The following is a 13,974-nucleotide window of genomic DNA, read 5'->3' on the forward strand; positions in this document are numbered from 1 at the left end:
GGACACGCTAATTTGCCTAATCTGATTAGGTAAGTGCATAATTATCGATACCAGGGATGAGAAGCGATTCGGAGGATGAACATGGCACGGGCCAAACGGGTAGGACTGACCACGGAGCGCCTGGTCCGGGCGGGGGCAGAGCTGGCCGACGAGATCGGCTTCGAGCAGGCGACCCCCGCAGAACTCGCCCGGCGGTTCGGTGTCAAAACCGCGAGCCTGTACTCGCACGTGAAGAACGCCCACGACCTCAAGACCAAGATCGCTCTGCTCGCCCTGGAGGAACTCGCCGACCAGGTCTCCACCGCGGTGGCCGGACGGGCCGGCAAAGACGCCCTGACCGCTTTCGCAAACGTCTACCGCGACTACGCACTCAAGCACCCGGGGCGCTTCGCCGCAGCCCAGTTCCGGCTCGACCCGCAGACGGCGGCCACCAGCGCCGGCGTCCGGCACGCCCAGATGACGCGGGCGATCCTGCGCGGATACAGCCTGGCCGAACCACACCAGACACACGCGGTGCGACTGCTGGGCAGCGTCTTCAGCGGCTACGTCGGCCTGGAGACCGCCGGCGGCTTCAGCCACAGCACCCCCGACTCGCAGGAGAGCTGGACCGAAATCCTCGACGCACTCGACACCCTGCTGCGCACCTGGCCCACCACCTCCTGACCAACCCTTCCAGCCACCCCTGCCAACTGACCCTCCTGACGAAGCGCTGCGGGGATTGGACGCCCAACTCGCCGTCACCATCGAACGGCTGCAACGGATGCGCACGGACATCGAGCTGATCCTGCGTCAAGCCGTACCGACCGACCGACCGACCGACCTTCCGTCCTGCCTGGGCGAGGCCGTCGCCCGCGCGGCGTCTCACCGGCCGAGCGTTCGTTGACCGTCGTTATGGCCCAGGCCCTCGGCCGGCTGGTACTCGATGGCTACGCGGACACGCTGCGGACGTGCGCTGAGGCGGAGGTGCAGAGGAACGCTGATCCGTGGACGCCACCCCGGCTGGCCGTTGCGGCGCCGTGGCGGGTCGGCGTCCTGGGTGGTGTTTCGGGATTCCTTCGCCTCGTCCATGGTGCTGGCCTTCGAATACTCGGCGTGCCGCGCCCGGACGGCAGCGGCACCCGGACGGCAGCGGCGCACTGACCACCGCGTCCCACTGACCACCCCGTCTCCCCGCGACGGCGGCGAATGCCGTGCGTCGGCGCGGGGAGAGGTGCGGTCGGCGGAACGCGGCCAGGGAGAGGTGATCAGTGGGTCTCCGCCGCGCAGGCGCGGTCGTGCGAGGGCCGCTCGCCCGTGGTCAGGAAGCTGGTCACCGCGTCGTTCGCGCACTCGTTCTTGCCGTACGGGTAGACGCCGTGCCGCCCTGGTCGGCCGTGACCATCGTGCCAGCTCGCCGAATGCCTGCCGCAGCTTGCGGGCGGCGACCAGCGGTGTGCCGGGGTCGCGCTCGTTCTGCTGGTCGAGCGGGACCTTGAGGGTCGAGCACTCCAGCCCCGGCAGGGCGGCGTCCTTGGGGCAGTCGCCCCATCGCACGGCGCTCGGCGCCTCCACCGCCGAGGCCCCCGGGATGGCGACCACCGCCATCGCAGCGGCGGTGAGGCTGAGGGGCAAGGTTCTGCGCATGTGGCTTCTCCTGGGCGGCGCTCGGGGACTCCGGGCGCCTGGATCGAAGGGTGGGGGCGTGGGGACGGGGTGAGGTCAGGTGGAGACGGGGCGAGGCCCTAACAGTTCATCCGGACCAGGACGTCGAGCTGAGCGGCGTTGTAGACCCAGGTACGCGCGGTCGGGGTCGCGCCAGCCGAGGTAGGCCAGGTCGTCCCAGGACCGCTCGGCCAGGTCGCGCTGGAAGGGCACACAGTGGTGCGCGCCTCGGGGGCCGAGTTCGAGCAGAACCTGCTCTACGCGGCCCTGCACCAGCTGTGCGCGCCGGTCCTCGATCACCGTCAGGGACTTCCTCCGGTACAGCGGGGGTGCTGGAGGCGGTGTTCGGTCTCGGCGCACAGACGTCGCCCGGCCCGCCGACGGCCGGTCTCGCCGTCCTGGGGCTGCTGAAAGAGCTGGCGCGGCAGCATCCGGTTTGCTGCGGGGTGGACGACGCCCAGTGGATCGGCGACGCTTCACGGCGGGCGCTGGTCTTGGTGGCCCGGCGAGTAATTGTCGAGCGGATCGCCGTGGTGTTTGCCGCACGTGACGTCGGCGCGGTGCCCGGTCTCGCGGATCTTCCGCATCAGCATCCGTTTGGAATCGACGAACATGCCCCAGCCGGTGATCGACACGTTGAACAGCTCGGTGAACTCGGCGACTCCGGCGTAAGGCAGGTCGGGGTAGGGGCGCAGCCAGTAGAGGAGCGGGACCAGCGCGAGGTCGGCGCCGCCGATCCAGGCTACGTAGCGGAAGGGTCGGTGCACAGCGAGTGTGAACACGGCGACCATCGCCGCCCCGCCCGAGGTGTTGGACAGCAGACTGATCGGGATCAGCAGGACGGCGAGGTGGACCGGCCACCGGTGCCGCAGCCGCACCGCCGCACAGGCGATCGCGCCGAGCGTCTGGTCAAGGGTGGCGAGGGGGTGCGACGGGCCTGGTTCGTCAGGCAGGGAGTGCGCGGCCGTCAGGCCGAGGGCGACGGCCAACAGGAAGCAGGAGAAGTCGACGGCCCAGTCGCGCGTGGTACGCCGCGGCTGCCGGCCGGATGTGCGGGCGCCCGATTCCAGCTCGTGGACCAGCGTGGACGGGAACAGCCACTAGCACCCCGCCAGTCCCTGAGGCGCCCGCGTCGACTCGCTTACCACGTGGCGGGCTGTCCAACGGGTGATCGCGTATGCGAAAAGTGCGAATGCGCCGCGTCGCATCGGACAGGTGTGGCGCGCGTGGCTGGTTGCTTCATGCGGTGACCTTGGCGATGAACGCGGCGAGGTTCGCGACGGTCCGCTGGATCTTCTCCTCCAAGGTGAGCGACTCGTGGAGCCGCGCACCGACGCCCGCATCCTTCTTGCCCCGCACGTACAGCGGGCAGGCGAGGTCGCTGCACATGTAGGTGCCCACGGAGTTGCCCTGCTGCCCGGCCTTGCCCGCCTTCGCGGCGACCAGCAGCGAGACGCCCCCGGTGTGGGTGGTGATGCATATCGAGCACATGCTGCGCCGCATCTGCCAGGAGGCGGTGCTCGGGCAGCGCAGGGCGAGCGCCACCGGGCGGCCGTCCAGCTCGGTGACGAGGTAGGCACGGTCGGGGGCCTGGGGGTCCCGCCAGCCGAGGAAGTCCAGGTCGTCCCAGGGCCGCTCGGCCAGGTCGCGGGGGACGGACAGGCGCTTCGCCTCTCCTTTGGTGCAGTTCACGAACGCGGTACGGATCTCTTGCTCAGTCAGCGGTTTCATGAGTGGCAGGCTAAGTTGCCTAAAGCTTTTAGGCAAATGCATAATGGATGTCGCTGGATGAGGGGAAGGTTATGGTTCGAGTGGGGCTGACTACGGAGCGTCTGACCCGGGCGGGGGCGCACGTGGTCCGAATGCTGGGCAGCGTCTTCCACGGCTACGTCAGCCTGGAGATGACAGGAGGCTTCAGCACACCGCCGTCGGCTCGCGGGAATCCTGGGCCTGGATCTTGGATTCCCTCGACGCTCTGCTTCAGAACTGGACCACACCCTGACCAGCAGGGGGCTGCACCGCCGGAGGCGGTCCGCCGCGCCGTGCACCGGCGCACCTGAACATTCCGGAAGTCTTGATCAACAGGCTGGGACAATGAACACTGAGCACGACTGGATCACCACACCTGTCACCGCGGACATCCTGCGCGGTTTCATCGACGTGGAACCGACCGAGCAGGGCCTGCTGCCGCATCGGCTGCCCGCTCGGGCTCGTCGGCAGATCCCTGACAACCAACTGGCCGTAGCCGAGGCCCAGCCCTCCGGCGTGCGCCTGGCATTTCGTACCCGGGCCACGACCATCGAACTGGACACTCTGCCTACCAAGCGGGTCTACCGAGGTTTCCCGGCCCCGGCGGACGGCGTGTACGACCTGCTGATTGGTGGCCGTCTCGCTGCCCAGGCCACGGTGGCCGGCGGTAACGTCCGCACGGTTATCGACATGGTCACCCAGTCCGCCGAACTGCGTGAGGGGCCTGCCGGCACCGCCCGGTTCACCGATCTGCCGGCGGGTGACAAGGACGTCGAGATCTGGCTTCCGCATACGGAGATCACCGAGCTGATCGCCCTGCGCACCGATGCCCCGGTCGAGCCGGCGCCGGACAACGGGCGCAGGGTGTGGCTGCACCACGGCAGTTCCATCAGCCACGGCTCGAACGCCGCCCACCCGACCGCCATCTGGCCGGCCCTGGCTGCAGCCCAGGGCGACGTGGAATTGGTCAACCTGGGGTTCGGCGGTAGCGCGCTGCTCGACCCGTTCACAGCCCGTGCGATGCGGGACACCCCCGCGGACCTGATCAGCCTCAAGATCGGCATCAATGTCGTCAACGCCGACGTGATGCGCTTGCGCGCCTTCACCCCTTCGGTCCACGGCTTCCTCGACACCATCCGGGAGGGGCATCCGACCACGCCGCTGCTGGTCGTGTCCCCTATCCTGTGCCCGGTCCAGGAGGACACCCCCGGGCCCCTCGCGCCCGACTTCGACGGCGGGACCTTGCGGTTCAAGGCCACGGGCGATCCAGCCGAACGTGTTGCCGGGCGCCTGACGCTCAACGTCATCCGCGACGAACTCGCCCGGATCGTCGAACAGCGGGCGGCTGACGACCCGAACCTGCACTACCTCGACGGCCGTGACCTTTACGGCGAGACGGATTACGCCGAATTCCCGCTGCCCGACGAGGTCCACCCTGATCCCGCAGGACACCGCCGCATCGGCGAGAACTTCGCGCGGCTGGCGTTCGCCGATGGCGGCCCCTTCGCCACCAAGACCGGCTGACCACATCGCGGTCAAGCAGACCGCGATCGCTATGTAGCCGCGCTGATGTCGCCGACGACCTCGTGGCGCCCGGCGATGTCCGCCAGACCCTGGTGCAGGAACACGCCGAGCGATCGCGCCCGATCATCGAGCTTGTCGCCGGTCAGGACGTCAAGGACGGTGTTGCCGACCGCGGCCACCAGCGGGTCGGCGACGTGCGTGGTGAAGAACAGGAACCCGCGCTCGTACGCCTCCTGCTCGATCTCGGCGCTGGTGACCACGGCCGCGAGGGGCAGTCCCGCACCAAGCGTCTTGGACAGCGTGAGGATGTCGGGGACAACACCATCGCGCTCGAACGCGTACCAGGCCCCGGTGCGGCACAGTCCGGTCTGGGCCTCGTCGAGGATCAGCAGCATGCCGCGTTCCCGGCACTTGTCCTGCAGAGCCGCGAAATACCCGGCCGGCGGCTCGATGATTCCGCCCGAGCTGAGAATCGGTTCGACGAGGCACGCGGCCAGACTGCCGGTCGACTGGGCGTCGATCAGGTCGAAGGCGAAGTCCAGCTGGCGGCGCCAGTCCAGCGAGCCGTCGGCCGCGGTGAAGTCGGGCCGGTACACGTTCGGCACGGGGATGGCGTCGGGCACGGGCCATCCTCGATCACATGGACAGCGTCGAGACGGAGCTGCGCGGGTTCGGCGATGAACCGGCCGGGCTGGTGCGGTTGGGGGCGTTCCAGAGCGCGATCCACTCCACGGCCGTCCCGGCGGTGACCCGGCTGGTGTGCGAACATCCGCACCTTGAGATCGAGCTGCTTGAGCTGGAGCCGCACGAGAGCGTGCCCGCGCTGCGGGTCGGCGACGCGGACATCGTCATCACGACCACGGACTTTGACGAACTGCCGTTGGGGACGGACCTCGACCTCGTACCGCTGGCCAAGGACCCGATCTTGCTGGTGGTTCCGCCCGAGCATCCAGCCGCCGGGCGCGGCGCCGCGGACCTCGCGGCCTACGCGGACGAGCCGTGGGCGTTCGACATGCCACAGTCGTACATGGCGAATCTCGCCCAACGGCTGTGCCGTCAGTCGGGGTTCGAGCCGCGGGTGGTGTGCCGGTTCAGCAACTACATGATGACCCTGCAGCACGTCGAGGCAGGGCTGTCGATCGCACTGCTGCCCGGCCTGGCGGTCGACCGCCGTTATCGCGTCGCCACCAGGGAACTCGCGACTCCAGTGACACGCACAATCACGGCGGCAATCCGCCGCGGCTCGCCACCCCGCGCGGCGGTGCGCGCCGTGCTGGACGCGCTGCGCCACTTTCCGGACCTACCGCTTCCGGGCCGTGGGTGACAGAGCGAGTCACTCGCAATCCTGATGTCTCCTCACAAGTCCGCCCCGCCAATCCAGATTCCGCTACCGGCGGTGACTGCCGATGACAGCGCGGCGGTCGATTCTGCCCGTGATCAGCCGACATGATTGGCGCTCATCACGCGCGGACTCAGCCGTTTCCGCAGGAACCAGTGCTCACGAAGTCGCGCTCCCTGCACGAGACCCGCTCGCAGAGGAACTCGCCACGATGCAGGAGCTGCTGTTGAGGCCGGCCGAACTGGTTGACGCCTTCCTCGCCCGACGTGAGGTGTTCCCGGAACGCCTCCGAGACGACACAACCCTGCGGAGCCTGCTGATTCAGCAGACCCGGAGCTTGTTTGCCTGAGCAGGGTGTTCCGGCTCGTGCCCAGGGCGTGCATCGGGCCTGGCGAACGCGATACGCGGCTCCTGGATCACACCACAAGCCGCCCCCTGTCCTTCCGGTCAAGCTGGACGGGCAACGGTTCGGGGTCTGGAACAGTGTGCTCCCGCATGGTGATGATCAGGTTGGCGAGGGTGTCCCTGCGGAGCTCACGGTGTTCCACCGGACCGCTGTCGACGGCGGCACGGTGGTGATCGCTCTCCGTCGTGCGAAGGCCGGGTGCTCTTCGGGCTGAATGGCGGTCGTGGACCTCCTCAGGCGTCCATGTCCCCGCCGGCGCAGGCGATGAAGTCCGCCGCCGGCTGCGTGATCGCAGGGCTCGTGCTCGCCGTCCTGATCGCTCTGGGAGTCTGGGCGCTCGCAGCGTTCGAGAAAGGCCTGGACGGCTACGGTCAGCTGGAGCAGGCCGGTGCTTCTGGAAGCGGGGCAGACCCGCTCGGCCCCGGCGCGACCGCCCGGTACGAGGACGGCGTGGAGGTCACCGTCAGCCTGCCCCGCCCGGAGGCCGACGGCACGTGCAGCCTCACCGTCACCTACGAGAACGGCACCGACGAAGAACTGCGCCCCGGCGGGGAGTCGTTCGGCCGCGGCGTTTCGGGCATCGGCTCCGCACGGCTCGTCGTCCGCCCTGGCAAGTCCCTCGACGAGCACGTCACCGACTACGGCCTGACCTGGCTGGACCGGGAGAAGTCCGCCTCCGTCCTCATGCCGCCTCTCGGCGAGGACGAGAAGCGCATTGTCCCGGTCCGCATCAAGCCGACCCGGAAGGGGACAAGTATCCCAGGCCCCAAGTGAGGGACACGGGCATGTCATCCGGCTGGGAGCCGGATGACATGCCCGTGCAGCAGGAGCCATCCCTCGCAGAGCCAGTTCCGGCAGTAGACCGACACCGCAACTGCGGGACCGGCTCAGGCAGCACGATCTACGCGATGTCTCAAAAGGTGTTCCCCGCAACGCGCTTGGGGGATCATGGTGTCATCGACCGAAGGTGATCGAGGGGGCAGCATGGCGCGTGTCGTGGTGGTGCACGGAATCGGACAGGAGTACCTGGGGCGACGGTCCTTGCGGGATCCCATCGCCGCCGCACTCGCCGACGGAGTAGAGATCGCCGTTGCCGCCGGGGACGTCGGTGGCCCCGCCCCGGCGCCGGACGACATCGACGTCGCTTTCTACGGAGACGTCTTCCGTGCCCCCGGCACCAAAGGCGCGCAGCCCGCGCCGCGTAGCGCCGCCGACCTTGCCGACCCGTACGAGCAGGCTCTTCTCGAAGCCTGGGCGGCGGCTGCCGCACCGGACCCCACGAAAGCGGATTCCGACCTGACGAAGGCCCCCACCCCGCGCACGCTCCAGCGCGCCATGAACGCCCTGCTGCGTTCGCCGTTCCTGCCAGGGCCGGTGGCTGAGCGGTTCCTGCTGGGTGTCCTGCGCCAGGTGCGCCGCTACTTCACCGAGGACGCTGTGCGGGCCCGTGCCGCCGAGGCCGTCGCTGCCCGCATCGGCCCCGACACGACCGTGCTCGTCGGCCACTCGCTCGGCTCCGTCGTCGCGTACGAAACCCTGTGCACGCACCCCGAGTGGCCTGTCCGCACCTTGGTGACCATGGGCTCTCCGCTCGGCATGCCCTCGCTCGTTTTCGACCGGCTGCGCCCCGCTCCGGCCGCAGGGTGCGGGCAGTGGCCGGGTGGCCTGGAACGCTGGACCAATCTCGCCGACCGGCACGATGTGGTTGCGTCGGTGAAGGAGCTGGCCGACCTGTTCAGTCCTCGCCACCCCAGCCTTCCCCCGACCGGCCACGCGACCGCGGCTGCGGTGGGCCGGATTGCCGAGGCCGCCGTCGGAGCCAGCCGTCCCGTGCTCCGGGACGTGCCTGTCGACAACGGATGGAAAGTGCACGACCTGCTGCGTCATCTGACGGCCAGGGAGTCCGGAGCGGCGATCGGCGAGGGGCTCGTGGCGGGCTGATGGGAGAGGCGACGCCGAGACGGTACGCGCTGGCCTTCGGCGCCGCGCACTACACGCACGAGGAACTCCCCGCGTTGCCCGGCGTTGCCGAGGACCTGCCGAGCATCCTCGGATCCCTCGCCGGCGTCGGATACGAACCGGTGCCCGTCTTCCCCGACGGAAAACTGGACCCCCCTGCCCCCGACGACATCCTGCGGCCTTTGCTGCGCTGGCTCACCAACGATTTCCAGGACGGCGACACGCTTCTCGTCTACTACAGCGGCCACGGCCAGGAGGAGGGCCCGGCCCACTACCTGATGTGCTCCGACTCCGAGCCGGGGCCGGCCGAGGTCCGCCTCAGTGCGCTAGCCGCCCACCAGCTCGTGGAACTCCCGGCCCTCAAGGGCGTCCAACGCCTGCTGCTCGTCCTCGACGCTTGCTATGCCGGCCGCGGAGCGGTGGACGCCATGGACCGGGCCGTACGAGCCAAGCTCACGCTCGCCCACGCACCAGGAGCAGACCATCGCTTCCTGAAGTCCTTCGGGGTACTCAGCGCCGCTCGGATCACCGAGGAGGCACACGATGGCGCGTTCAGCGCTGCACTCGCCCACGTCCTCACTGACGAGGCCCGGCTCGGCCATCACGCCAGCCACATCTCGCTGCCCGAACTCGTCGCCGCGCTCAATGCGGAGTTCCAGCGGCGCGACGTCGACCAGAAGGCGGACTGGGCGCAGCTGTTCGACGACACCATCCAAGGCGACCCGGCAACCGGGTTCTTCCCCAACCCCTACTACGTACCCGAACTACGCCTGGCCGGACGCGATCTCGATGTCGCCGAGCAGCGCCACTTCGTACGCAGCCTCGGCGCCGCCTCCGCCTTCGAGATCGCCGAACAGCGCCGCCGCTACGTCGACCTGAACGAGCACTTCTCCCCGCGGGGCACGGGCCGGCAGACAGCCAGGGAGATCGGCCACTACTTCACAGGCCGCGCCCGAGCCCTGCGCCGGCTCGCCGGCTGGCTTCGGGGCCAGAACGACCACGACGCCCGCGTCTTCGTTGTGACCGGCCCGCCCGGTGTCGGCAAGTCAGCAGTTCTGGGCCGACTCGTCGCCCTGTCCGACGAGGGCACACGTGACAGTATCCCCGCCGACACCGTCGCACCTGGTACGCAACCACCCGCCGGAGCCATCACGGTCGCCCTGCATGCGCGGGCCCTGACCCTGGACCAGATCGTCGCCGCCCTCGCCGCCGCGGTCGGAGCTCCGGAGCCGACCGTATCCGGCCTACGGGAACGCCTCGCCACTCTGGACTCCTTCGCCACCTTCGTCGTCGACGCGCTCGACGAGTCAGGTGTCGCCCACAACGAAGAGCGCCTCACAGCCCGCTTCCTCGCCGACCTGGCGGACGTATTCCCCCGGCTGCGCCTGCTGATCGGCACCAGGCCTCATATTGTGAGCGCCATCGCGCGGAGGACACCGCAGGCGCGAATCATGGACCTCGCGGAACCTGCCTGGACCGATATCGAAGACCTCGTAACCTACTCCGAGCACCTGCTGCGAGCGCCGCTCGGCCCCAACAGCGGCAGGAACCTGCCCGACTCCTTCGTCACCCGCGTCGCCGGCGAGATCGCCCTGGCCGCTCATCCTCTTTATCTGGTGGCCCGTCTCGTCGCCCGTGCCACGGCCAATGCCGCGACCGGCCACAGTGCTTCGCCGCTCATCCTCCCCGCACCCGACCCATCAGACAGCCCCGCGACCGCGATCAGCCGTGCCTTCCGCTGGGCCCTCACGCAGCACCTCACCCTCTCGGAGGCGACAGAGGTCAGGTCGCTGCTGCTGCCTCTGGCGTATGCCGAAGGTCAGGGCATGCCCCTCCCACACATCTGGGCAGCTCTCGCGGCACCTCACCCGCACCGGACTGGACCGACTGCCGAGCGGCTCCTCGACCTCCTGCGCAACGACGCCGTCGGGCCCTACCTCGTCGAAACCCTCGACGAGGACGGGCGCTCGGTCTACCGGCTCTACCACCAGGCGCTCGCCGACGACCTGCGCCGCCACGACGCCCCTCGGGACGTCGAGGACCGCTGGTACCGGCGGCTTCGGGGCACGGTCCCCCGTGCGACCGACGGAACCCTGTCGTGGCGTGAGGCCGACGTGTACGTCCTGCGTCACCTGCCCGCCAAGGCTGCCGCGGCCGGACGCCTCGACGAACTGGTCACCGACGGCGAGTTCCTGATCCATGCGCACCCGTCGGGGCTGGCCCCCCTGCTGCACGGGCTGCGCACCGAGGAAGCCCGGTCGGCCGCCGCCGTCTACCGTGACCACCTGGACCTACACCAGCGGATGAGCCCCGAGGACCGCCGTCACGTCCTCGCCTGCGATGCCGCCCGGCACCGGCACTCCGCCCTGCTCGACCAGCTCAACAACGGGGGCCGGGCCGGCCGGTGGCGTCCCCTGTGGGCAGCGGCGGGCAGCTCCCGTTCCACCCTCTCCGTGCAACGCTTCGCCGACGGCCTGGGACCGATCACCGCGGCCAGCCGCATCAGCGTCGAGGGAGGAGACATTGTCGCCGCAGTCGACGGCGGAAAGCTCCGCGCCTGGGCCATGTCGACCGGGCGCCCGGTCGACATGCCCGCCCCCGACTGCAGCACAGCCTTCACCTCGCTGACCACTACTACCTCCGCCGGTCACGACCTCCTCATAACTGGCACCGCTACCGGTGCCGTGCACGTCCACGACCTCACCACCGGACGCACAAGGGAAGCTGGCCATCCTGCCCCCGCAGATTCCTCGCAGGTGACACACCTCGTCACGCTCGACCTGGGTGGCCGCAGGATCGCGGTGAGCGCCACCCAGGACGGCGCCCAGCAGGCGTGGGATCTCGCGGACGCGACCCCACTGCCCCACCGGTTTCTCCTGCCGGACGGCTGCCCCGGCGGCCTGGCGACGGTCACCGTGGACGCGGACCCCAACGCAGCCAAGGAGGTGGGGCGACGGGGCCGGGAAGTGATCGTCGCCGGCGGCCACCATGGCTCCCTGCACCTCTGGGACCTGGCCCGTGGGAAGACCGTGGCCTCCCCGGCCGATCCGCGCCTTCCGCCGCTCGATGCGGTCGGCTGTGCTGTCCTGCACGGGGTTCCAGTTGCCGTCACCGCCGACCGAAAGGCCGTTCGCATCTGGTCTCTGCGACGTCTGCGCGCGCCACGCGAAGTGGACACGCTTGTCTTGCCGTCCCCAGCGACCGCCGTCTCCTGTACCACGCCGGGCGGTCGACCCACCGCCGTCCTGGCCTGCGTGGACGGATCAGTGCACATGCTCGATCTGGAGAGCCGCCGTCTTGTCGCCTCATCAGCGCCCCGGCAACCGACCGACGCCACGACCTTGAGCCCTGCCGGTCTGCAGCGGTCGTTCACTTCACTGCACACGTACGTCTCCGGCGACGGCGCCGCCACCGCCGTCCTTGGCACGCCCGACGGATCCGTGCAGGTGTGCGACCTCAGCCCGCCGCCCGGGACGTCGAACGACGGCCACACCCGGGCCATCGTCGCCGCCGCCTGCGCAAGTCACCGGGGCCGGCCGGTGGTGGTGACAGCAGGCAGCGACACGACCATACGGATCTGGCGGATGGACACCGGGACTCCCGCCCTGCCCCCCATTACCGATGAGGTCTCAGGGTTCACAGGGGTCGTCTCCGCTACCGTCGACGGCCGTACCCTCGCTCTGACCCTGGCCGCTAACCGGCCGGCCGAAGTGTGGGACCTGACGAGCGGCACCACAATGGACCGGCAGCGATCTCGATGGGGCATGGCGGTTGCGGTCGGTCACCACAAAGGCCGTCCCGTCGCAGTGACGGTGGACTACGCGCACCGCCTCCAGGTATGGGACATGATCAGTGGCACCTCGCTGCACGACCTGACCAGAGCCGCCGGGCGAGTGACGGCTTTGGCCTGCGCGCCCCAAGGGGGCCCTCTGGACGTCGCAGCCGCCCGATCGGACGGAACCGTAGGACTGTGGAGTCTCGGCACGAACGACCCCGGCAGGACCTTGCGCGGCACTTGGACGGCGACTGCAGTGGCCTGCGTCCGCCCCGGCGAGCGTTCCATCGCCCTGATCGCATGCGACGACGGCACCGTCCGGGCCTGGGACGGTCTCACGGACATTGTCCTCGCTGAGCAGGCGCCTGGGATCAAAACGCTCGCGGGGCGGATCGTCAAGGGTCGCCTACTGCTGGCGACCGGCAACGGCGCTGGACAGGTGACGGTCTGGGAGACGGACGGCAAGTTGTGGCCGCTGACTTCCCCTGACCTCGCCGTCGACATGTTCACCGTGCCCGACCAGGTTGCGATCAACGCTCTGGAGTTCGCCCCGGACGGACGACTCATTCTCACCGCGTACAAAGACGTCTACGTCTTCGGCACCGCCGATAAGCGGTAAAGAGACTCAGCAGACAGCGCGGCAACGACGCAGCCCCCGGTGCGGACAGCAATCAACGTGACGATGTCGATGTTCCGTTGACCGCGCGGACGCATCTGTGGGCAGACACCCGTGCCACGGACAAGCCGGGATGGCGGAGCGAGTTGCCGGGCAACAGAGTGCAGCGGAGGCGGGTTAGCGGCGCAACCCCGGGCTGACCGGCTCGACATGGACCACACGAAGCGCTCATTCAATAACCCTGACCTGTGGTTTCAGCGCCCGGAAACCCTTGAATGAGTCCCGTAGCACTGGTAGGAGCAAGACCCGCAACAAGCTGAACCGATCGTCTGCCGACTGAGATATGTGGGAGTGACGGGCAGATGCGACGCCGAACGACGCAGTTTCTGACTGAGCTGGAGCGCAGCATCAACCGGCGTTGTCACTTTTCGGCTTCCGTGCTCCGGCAATCCGGGCCAGGTGCCGGTAGAGGGGCGACGCGGTCACGGCGACGAAGAGCGCGAACAGGGTGAACGGCAACAACCCGAGGGGCTGGAGCAGGTAGTCCGGGTGTTGGGAGATCTGCGGCCAGTTGACGTAATAGTTGGCGGATGCATCCACAGTCATGACCGTGCTCGCCACAATCACGGCGATTGGCCGGAGTCGTGCCAGCAGAACGGCCACCAGGGGGTCGAGCAGGACCAGAGCGACGAAGTAAACGCGGATGGGAGCCGGTGCAGGAGAGGCATAGCTGTTGTGACCGCCACCTGCCAGGTCCACGAGGTGCATGGCGGTTCCCCAGAAGAAGCAGATGACGTACACCGCCACGACGAACAGCAGCCGTCGCGGCAGGTGACGCGGTCGCCCTTCCCCGTCCTGGGAGAGCGGACCTGTCGATGCCTGCTGCGTCATGCTGCCCCCGGTTGGTTGGCGGCACCCCGCTTCACCTGTCTATTAAACATCGCCGCCAGCGGGCCCAGTCACGG

The 13,974-nt window shown here is 69.0% G+C and carries 10 protein-coding genes and 5 pseudogenes; 9 read left to right on the top strand and 6 right to left on the bottom strand.

Annotated features, from left to right (window positions below; all coding sequences use genetic code 11):
• Positions 1 to 81 precede the first annotated feature (81 nt).
• Together OG609_RS42400 and OG609_RS42405 are read left to right on the top strand one after the other, a co-directional pair.
• On the top strand, positions 82 to 663 hold the full coding sequence (locus OG609_RS42400) for a TetR/AcrR family transcriptional regulator (RefSeq protein ID WP_327277627.1): 582 nt from the start codon (positions 82 to 84) through the stop codon (positions 661 to 663).
• Positions 664 to 718: 55 nt separating this feature from the next.
• Complete coding sequence (locus OG609_RS42405) at positions 719 to 883, top strand: hypothetical protein (RefSeq protein ID WP_327277628.1); 165 nt, start codon at positions 719 to 721, stop codon at positions 881 to 883.
• A gap of 361 nt (positions 884 to 1,244) precedes the next feature.
• Here OG609_RS42405 and OG609_RS42410 read toward each other — a convergent pair.
• From OG609_RS42410 to OG609_RS42425, 4 genes and pseudogenes are all read right to left on the bottom strand, one after another.
• Positions 1,245 to 1,455: pseudogene (locus tag OG609_RS42410) on the bottom strand (alpha/beta hydrolase); the annotation flags it as partial.
• Positions 1,456 to 1,758: 303 nt separating this feature from the next.
• Positions 1,759 to 1,842, bottom strand: a pseudogene (locus tag OG609_RS46580) (FBP domain-containing protein); the annotation flags it as partial.
• A 275-nt stretch (positions 1,843 to 2,117) separates the two neighbouring features.
• Positions 2,118 to 2,630 (bottom strand): hypothetical protein, encoded by a 513-nt coding sequence (locus OG609_RS42420; RefSeq protein ID WP_327277629.1) that lies wholly within the window; start codon positions 2,628 to 2,630, stop codon positions 2,118 to 2,120.
• A gap of 250 nt (positions 2,631 to 2,880) precedes the next feature.
• Positions 2,881 to 3,372, bottom strand: coding sequence for an FBP domain-containing protein (locus OG609_RS42425; RefSeq protein WP_327277630.1), 492 nt, complete (start codon positions 3,370 to 3,372; stop codon positions 2,881 to 2,883).
• 119 nt (positions 3,373 to 3,491) lie between these two features.
• On the opposite strand from OG609_RS42425, the pseudogene OG609_RS42430 reads away from it, so the two are divergent.
• Positions 3,492 to 3,643, top strand: a pseudogene (locus OG609_RS42430) (TetR-like C-terminal domain-containing protein); the annotation flags it as partial.
• A gap of 92 nt (positions 3,644 to 3,735) precedes the next feature.
• Positions 3,736 to 4,914, top strand: a complete 1,179-nt coding sequence (locus OG609_RS42435; RefSeq protein WP_327277631.1) for a GDSL-type esterase/lipase family protein — start codon at positions 3,736 to 3,738, stop codon at positions 4,912 to 4,914.
• Positions 4,915 to 4,958: 44 nt separating this feature from the next.
• On the opposite strand, the pseudogene OG609_RS42440 reads toward OG609_RS42435, so the two are convergent.
• Positions 4,959 to 5,606, bottom strand: a pseudogene (locus tag OG609_RS42440) (aminotransferase class III-fold pyridoxal phosphate-dependent enzyme); the annotation flags it as partial.
• Here OG609_RS42440 and OG609_RS42445 point away from each other — a divergent pair.
• The 5 genes and pseudogenes from OG609_RS42445 to OG609_RS42465 form a co-directional block, all read left to right on the top strand.
• Positions 5,528 to 6,238 (top strand): annotated as a pseudogene (locus OG609_RS42445) (LysR substrate-binding domain-containing protein); the annotation flags it as partial. The pseudogenes OG609_RS42440 and OG609_RS42445 overlap by 79 nt on opposite strands.
• 226 nt (positions 6,239 to 6,464) lie before the next feature.
• The gene (locus OG609_RS42450; protein WP_327277632.1) at positions 6,465 to 6,602 is read left to right on the top strand and encodes a hypothetical protein; all 138 of its coding nucleotides are present in this window, start codon (positions 6,465 to 6,467) and stop codon (positions 6,600 to 6,602) included.
• A 300-nt stretch (positions 6,603 to 6,902) separates the two neighbouring features.
• Complete coding sequence (locus OG609_RS42455; protein WP_327277633.1) at positions 6,903 to 7,433, top strand: hypothetical protein; 531 nt, start codon at positions 6,903 to 6,905, stop codon at positions 7,431 to 7,433.
• A gap of 210 nt (positions 7,434 to 7,643) precedes the next feature.
• Positions 7,644 to 8,600: a PGAP1-like alpha/beta domain-containing protein gene (locus OG609_RS42460; RefSeq protein ID WP_327277634.1), complete on the top strand. Its 957-nt coding sequence runs from the start codon at positions 7,644 to 7,646 to the stop codon at positions 8,598 to 8,600.
• Positions 8,600 to 13,012: a caspase family protein gene (locus OG609_RS42465; RefSeq protein ID WP_327277635.1), complete on the top strand. Its 4,413-nt coding sequence runs from the start codon at positions 8,600 to 8,602 to the stop codon at positions 13,010 to 13,012. Before OG609_RS42460 ends, OG609_RS42465 begins: the two co-directional genes overlap by 1 nt.
• A 405-nt stretch (positions 13,013 to 13,417) precedes the next feature.
• Here the strand turns inward: OG609_RS42465 and OG609_RS42470 are convergent, their stop codons facing one another.
• Positions 13,418 to 13,900 carry a hypothetical protein gene (locus OG609_RS42470; protein WP_327277636.1) on the bottom strand — a complete coding sequence of 161 codons (483 nt, stop codon included), beginning with the start codon at positions 13,898 to 13,900 and terminating at the stop codon, positions 13,418 to 13,420.
• Positions 13,901 to 13,974 lie beyond the last annotated feature (74 nt).

This window comes from Streptomyces sp. NBC_01224 (assembly GCF_036002945.1).
Classification (GTDB): Bacteria; Actinomycetota; Actinomycetes; order Streptomycetales; family Streptomycetaceae; genus Streptomyces.

Excerpts from the sequence above, each read along its gene's own strand:
- OG609_RS42435 (WP_327277631.1), top strand. The coding sequence starts at position 3,736 with ATGAACACTGAGCACGACTGGATCACCACACCTGTCACCGCGGACATC.
- OG609_RS42465 (WP_327277635.1), top strand. The coding sequence starts at position 8,600 with ATGGGAGAGGCGACGCCGAGACGGTACGCGCTGGCCTTCGGCGCCGCG.
- OG609_RS42450 (WP_327277632.1), top strand. The coding sequence starts at position 6,465 with ATGCAGGAGCTGCTGTTGAGGCCGGCCGAACTGGTTGACGCCTTCCTC.
- OG609_RS42460 (WP_327277634.1), top strand. The coding sequence starts at position 7,644 with ATGGCGCGTGTCGTGGTGGTGCACGGAATCGGACAGGAGTACCTGGGG.
- OG609_RS42400 (WP_327277627.1), top strand. The coding sequence starts at position 82 with ATGGCACGGGCCAAACGGGTAGGACTGACCACGGAGCGCCTGGTCCGG.
- OG609_RS42455 (WP_327277633.1), top strand. The coding sequence starts at position 6,903 with ATGTCCCCGCCGGCGCAGGCGATGAAGTCCGCCGCCGGCTGCGTGATC.
- OG609_RS42470 (WP_327277636.1), bottom strand. The coding sequence starts at position 13,900 with ATGACGCAGCAGGCATCGACAGGTCCGCTCTCCCAGGACGGGGAAGGG.
- OG609_RS42425 (WP_327277630.1), bottom strand. The coding sequence starts at position 3,372 with ATGAAACCGCTGACTGAGCAAGAGATCCGTACCGCGTTCGTGAACTGC.